We start from the raw sequence: 1204 nt of genomic DNA, 5'->3' as shown, positions 1-1204 counted from the left end.
GATGGCCAAGGGGAAGTTTGAGAGGACCAAGCCGCACATAAACGTGGGGACGATAGGGCATGTGGACCACGGCAAGACGACGCTTACGGCGGCGATAACGAAGGTTTTGGCCAAGCACGTCTCTGATGATCCGGCCAACCACGAGGTGGCCTTTGAGGAGATAGACAACGCACCGGAGGAGCGTCAGCGGGGGATAACGATAGCCACCTCCCATCAGGAGTACGCAACTGAGAAGCGCCACTATGCGCATGTGGACTGTCCTGGGCATGCGGACTACGTGAAGAACATGATCACTGGGGCGGCTCAGATGGACGGGGCTATATTGGTAGTTTCTGCTGCTGATGGGCCGATGCCCCAGACGCGGGAGCACATTCTTTTGGCGCGGCAGGTAGGGGTACCTTCGATAGTAGTATTTTTAAACAAGGCTGACATGGTGGATGACCCGGAGCTTTTAGAGTTGGTAGAGATGGAGGTGAGGGAGCTTCTCTCTGAGTACGACTTTCCGGGTGATGAGGTACCTGTTGTGGTGGGCAGTGCGCTCAAGGCTTTAGAGGGGGATGAGGGGGAGCTTGGCGAGCAGGCCATTTTGGAGTTAATGCGGGCTGTAGACGAGTACATTCCCTCGCCTGAGCGGGACATAGACAAGCCGTTTTTGCTTGCCATAGAGGACATTTTCACGATTCAGGGTCGTGGGACGGTAGCTACGGGGCGTGTTGAGCAGGGCAAGCTCACTCTCAACGAAGAGGTAGAGATAGTAGGTCTTAGGCCGACGCGCAAGACGGTAGTTACGGGCATAGAGATGTTCAACAAGAGCATGGACGAGGCGCAGGCTGGGGACAACATAGGGGCGCTGCTGCGGGGTGTCAAGCGCGATGAGATAGAGCGGGGGCAGGTATTGGCGGCGCCTGGTTCGATCACGCCGCACACGAAGTTCAAGGCTGAGGTATATGTTCTCTCCAAGGAGGAGGGGGGTCGGCACACGCCGTTCTTTGACGGTTACCGGCCGCAGTTTTACTTCCGCACCACGGATGTGACGGGGGAGATTCGCCTTGAGGAAGGTGTGGAGATGGTGATGCCTGGGGACAACACGGTGATGGAGGTGGAGTTAATCTCTCCGATAGCTATGGACGAGGGGTTGAACTTCGCCATAAGGGAGGGTGGCCGGACGGTTGGTGCCGGTGTGGTCACCCAGATCATAGAGTAG

Annotated in this window: 1 protein-coding gene; it reads left to right on the top strand. The window is 57.0% G+C overall.

Annotated elements, in window-relative coordinates:
- Position 1: 1 nt before the first annotated feature.
- The gene (tuf, locus tag E0L93_RS14185; protein WP_132692741.1) at positions 2-1204 is read left to right on the top strand and encodes an elongation factor Tu; all 1203 of its coding nucleotides are present in this window, start codon (positions 2-4) and stop codon (positions 1202-1204) included.

Source organism: Rubrobacter taiwanensis (assembly GCF_004337705.1).
GTDB lineage: Bacteria > Actinomycetota > Rubrobacteria > Rubrobacterales > Rubrobacteraceae > Rubrobacter_C > Rubrobacter_C taiwanensis.
This window is presented reverse-complemented; position numbering and strand designations above follow the sequence as displayed.

Bases quoted from the DNA above. Each gene is read 5' to 3' on its own strand.
- tuf (WP_132692741.1), top strand. From the start codon at position 2: ATGGCCAAGGGGAAGTTTGAGAGGACCAAGCCGCACATAAACGTGGGG.